Here is a 4,613-nt window from a genome sequence, read left to right on the forward strand (position 1 = left end):
ATGGCGCTCCTGACCCGAGTGCCTGAAACGGATGCGAAATCGTGCGGTCCTGACACCTCGGTGCTGGTGTCAAGCTTGCGGAGAGACCCGCAAGTGACGGTGGCAAGAAAGCCGATCACCGGGGAGACCACGTATAAGCCTAAACCATCGCGCGGGGAGTGCCGGGTGATTCCGGTGTGACCTGACAACACGTGTGCATCTACCACTACCCCATAGCACACGTGGCTATCGGGCGCATCGGGCGCCCGGCATTCCCCGCGCCCTCTGGTTTGAGAGGGCGGGAAATTGAGAGCAAACCTCGGGCGAAACGCGCCGCGAGAATGCGAAGCCGTGTTTTCTCATCGTCACAACCGTCATCGCCCGCCAACGGGTCGGCGCTTTCGCGCCGCCCGATGACAGGCTCCAGCGGGTGATCCAGTATCCCAGAGACAGCAGTGATTGAATCGATAGGCCGCGGCTTACTGGATCCTCCGCTTTCGCGGAGGATGACGGCATGCGGGTGCCTCGCAATGACCAAAGCCTCTCAAAGCCAAAAGCCCCGCCCGGCGGGGGAGACCGGGCGGGGCCTTGGTGTCCGGGGCGCCGCTGCGCGCATCATCCGGACAATCGTTCAGGCGACTGACTTAGTCGACCACCTGGACGATGCGGCGGGTGCTGGGATCCACCAGCACGGTCTGTCCATTGACGACGGTGTAGCGATACGTCGTGGAGGCGTAGGTTTGCGGCACGTCGTAATAGGTGATGCCGGCATCCGGCAGCACGTTGCCGACCGCGATGCGATCCGGAACCGTGAATTTCGGCACCTGCTGGCGAATGACATATTCCTGGAACGCCGGGCGCCGGTCGGCACCGATGCCATCGGACTCGGTGACGACGGTGTTGGCGCGCGCAGCGCCCGTGGTGACTCCGTTCTGCGCCTGCGCCGCGATCGGCGCGCCGAAGACGCCGATGAATGCAGCAACGGCGAATACCCTGATCCGCATGAGCAACTCCTTCGAGGTGATGCAATGCCGCTTCCGCAGCACGCAATCCCTTCCCAATTCATCGCGTGCGGCATCGTTCCGGGAAAAATCGGGGAATCAGCGCTGCAATTTTTGGCAAATTGCGACCGGGGTGGGAACCCGTTGACGTCGCGGGCGTCTCCTATCGTGGAACCCTGCGAGGGGCTAAAATGTTCCCTGTCGATTCGACGTCCCGCCAGCATCACCACCGGAGAGATTCATGACCATCACCGCTGCCCACATTCAGCCCATCGTGGCGCTGATCGCCGGCATCCTCATTCTGATCATGCCGCGCTTCCTCAATTTCGTGGTGGCGATCTATCTGATCTTCATCGGTCTGGCGGGTCTCGGTGTGTTCAAGATGCTGAAGATCTAGCGTTCAACCGGGAACTCGCGCCTTGCGCGGAACCGCCCAAAGTGGTGTAAGGCGCGCATCTCCCTCCCATCAGCCGATTGTCTGTAAGCCATGGCCAAAGCCGCATCCAAGCTGAAGAAAACCGCAGCGAAATCAAAGCCCACCTTGCCCGCCCGGGCAAAGGCCGCGCCGCCTGCCGCAGCCCGCAAGGCATTGACCCAGAGCGTGGCCAAGCCGGCGCCGAAAGACCTCAAGAAAGCGGCCGCGGTCAAATCGGCGGGCAAGCCCGCGGCCGACCTGGCCAAATCCGGCAAATGGGTGTTCACCTTTGGCGACGGCAAGGCGGAAGGCAAGGCCGGCTTGCGCGATCTGCTCGGCGGCAAGGGCGCCAATCTCGCCGAGATGGCCAATCTCGGCCTGCCGGTGCCTCCCGGCTTCACCATTCCGACCTCGGTCTGCAGCTATTTCTACGCGCACGACAAAACCTATCCCGCCGCCCTGAAAGCGCAGGTCGAAAAGGCGCTGGATCACGTCGGCAAGCTGACCGGCAAGGCGTTCGGAGATACCAGGAATCCGCTGCTGGTGTCGGTGCGCTCCGGCGGCCGCGCCTCGATGCCGGGCATGATGGACACCGTGCTCAATCTCGGACTCAACGACAAGACCGTGGAAGCGCTGGCGGAACTGTCGGGCGACCGCCGTTTCGCCTATGACAGCTACCGCCGCTTCATCACGATGTATTCGGATGTCGTGCTCGGTTTCGAGCATCACCACTTCGAGGACATCCTCGATACCTTCAAGGACGGCCAGGGCTATACGCTCGACACCGATCTCACCGGCGACGACTGGGTCGAACTGGTCGGCCGCTACAAGGAGGCGGTGGCGCGCGAGACCGGCAAGGATTTTCCGCAGGACCCGCACGCGCAATTGTGGGGCGCGATCGGCGCGGTGTTTTCATCCTGGATGAACGCGCGCGCGGTGACCTACCGGCGGCTGCACGACATTCCGGAGTCCTGGGGCACCGCGGTCAACGTGCAGGCCATGGTGTTCGGCAATATGGGCGAGACCTCGGCGACCGGCGTTGCGTTCACCCGCAATCCCTCGACCGGCGAGAGCAAGCTGTACGGCGAATTCCTGATCAACGCCCAGGGCGAGGACGTGGTGGCGGGCATCCGAACCCCGCAGGACATCACCGAGGAAGCGCGCCAGGAATCCGGCTCCGACAAGGCGTCGATGGAAATCGCGATGCCCGAGGCGTTCAAGGAACTGACCAAATTCTACACGTTGCTGGAATAGCATTACCGCCACATGCAGGACATGGAGTTCACGGTCGAGCAGGGCAAGCTGTGGATGCTGCAGACCCGCGGCGGCAAGCGCACCGCCAAGGCGGCGCTCCGCATCGCCGTCGAACTCGCCAATGAAGGCCTGATCTCGAAGAAGGAAGCGGTGTCGCGGATCGATCCCGCCTCGCTCGACCAGTTGCTGCATCCGACCATCGATCCCGGCGCCAAGCGCGACGTCGTCGCCACCGGGCTGCCGGCTTCGCCGGGAGCGGCCTCCGGCGAAATCGTGTTCTCGTCCGATGAAGCCGCCAAGCTGCAGGCCGATGGCCGCAAGGTCATTCTGGTGCGGATCGAAACCAGCCCGGAAGATATTCACGGCATGCATGCCGCCGAAGGCATCCTGACCACGCGCGGCGGCATGACCTCGCATGCGGCGGTGGTGGCGCGCGGCATGGGCAAGCCCTGCGTCTCCGGCTGCGGCTCGATCCGGGTCGATTACGGCCGCGGCACCATGAGCATCGGCACGCGCACCTTCAAGACCGGCGACGTCATCACCATCGACGGCTCGCTGGGCCAGGTGCTGGCCGGGCGGATGCCGATGATCGAGCCCGCGATGTCCGGCGAATTCGGCACACTGATGGGCTGGGCCGATTCCTTCCGCAAGCTCGGCGTCCGCGTCAACGCCGACACCCCGGAGGATGCCCGCACCGCCATAAAATTTGGCGGCGAGGGCATCGGGCTGTGCCGCACCGAGCACATGTTCTTCGAGGAAACCCGCATCCGCACCGTGCGCGAGATGATCCTCGCCGAGGACGAGCAGGCCCGGCGCGCCGCGCTGGCCAAACTGCTGCCGATGCAGCGCGCGGATTTCGTCGAGCTGTTCGAGATCATGAAGGGCCTGCCGGTGACGATCCGGCTGCTCGATCCGCCGCTGCACGAGTTCCTGCCGCACACCCAGGCCGAGATCGAGGAAGTCGCGCGCGCGATGAATACCGATCCGCGCCGGCTGGCGGACCGCGCCCGCGATCTCGCCGAATTCAACCCGATGCTCGGCTTCCGCGGCTGCCGTCTCGCCATCGCCTATCCCGAGATCGCCGAGATGCAGGCGCGCGCCATCTTCGAGGCCGCGGTCGAGGCCGAAAAGCGCACCGGCAAGGCGGTCGGCCTCGAGGTGATGGTGCCGCTGATCGCGACCAAGACCGAGTTCGACCTGATCAAGACGCGGATCGATGCCACCGCGCAATCGGTGATGAAGGAGACCGGCAAGAAGCTCGCCTACCAGGTCGGCACCATGATCGAGTTGCCGCGCGCCTGCCTGATGGCCGGCGACATCGCGCAGACCGCCGAGTTCTTCTCGTTCGGCACCAACGACCTGACCCAGACCACCTACGGCATCAGCCGCGACGATGCCGCGAGTTTCCTCGGCACCTATGTCGCCAAGGGAATCCTCGAGATCGATCCGTTCATCTCGGTCGATCGCGACGGCGTCGGCGAACTGGTCAAGATCGGCGTGGCGCGCGGGCGCAAGACCCGCCCCGATCTCAAGGTCGGGATCTGCGGCGAGCATGGCGGCGATCCGGCCTCGGTCGCGTTCTGCCACGAGATCGGGCTGGACTACGTGTCGTGCTCGCCCTACCGCGTGCCGATCGCGCGGCTGGCCGCCGCCCAGGCCGCGCTGGGCAAGGCCGTCGCCAGCCAGGCCTAAAGGCCTTCGGTCATTCCGGGATGGTGCGTCAGCACCAGACCCGGAATCTCGAGATTCCGGGTTCGATGCGGAGTTTGTCATCGGGCCGGCCGAAGGCCGGACCCGGTGGCATCGCCCCGGCATGACGGCTGAAATTCATCATCACCTTCGTTGACGCGACGTTTACCATTTCAGGCGAGCGCCTGTTTACCAAGCCTTTCGAAGTCATCGCGCCCATCGCAACGTTCCCTTGCGTGTATCGCGCGTGCAACTGCGATTAACGCCCCGGCAAC

Annotated in this window: 3 protein-coding genes and 1 pseudogene; 3 read left to right on the forward strand and 1 reads right to left on the reverse strand. The window is 64.4% G+C overall.

The window, feature by feature from the left end; translation table 11 throughout:
• Positions 1-180, forward strand: a 180-nt coding sequence (locus Q8R73_RS12130) for a hypothetical protein (RefSeq protein ID WP_305719788.1), incomplete at its 5' end; no start/stop codon positions are given.
• Positions 181-623: 443 nt separating this feature from the next.
• Here the strand turns inward: Q8R73_RS12130 and Q8R73_RS12135 are convergent.
• Complete coding sequence (locus Q8R73_RS12135; protein ID WP_305719789.1) at positions 624-983, reverse strand: DUF1236 domain-containing protein; 360 nt, start codon at positions 981-983, stop codon at positions 624-626.
• A 238-nt stretch (positions 984-1,221) separates the two neighbouring features.
• Here Q8R73_RS12135 and Q8R73_RS12140 point away from each other — a divergent pair, with 238 nt between their 5' ends.
• Together Q8R73_RS12140 and ppdK are read left to right on the forward strand one after the other, a co-directional pair.
• On the forward strand, positions 1,222-1,377 hold the full coding sequence (locus Q8R73_RS12140; protein ID WP_305318224.1) for a DUF3096 domain-containing protein: 156 nt from the start codon (positions 1,222-1,224) through the stop codon (positions 1,375-1,377).
• Between the two features lie 90 nt (positions 1,378-1,467).
• Positions 1,468-4,341: pseudogene (ppdK, locus tag Q8R73_RS12145) on the forward strand (pyruvate, phosphate dikinase).
• Positions 4,342-4,613 lie beyond the last annotated feature (272 nt).

Source organism: Bradyrhizobium sp. (genome assembly GCF_030697065.1).
Taxonomy (GTDB): domain Bacteria; phylum Pseudomonadota; class Alphaproteobacteria; order Rhizobiales; family Xanthobacteraceae; genus Bradyrhizobium.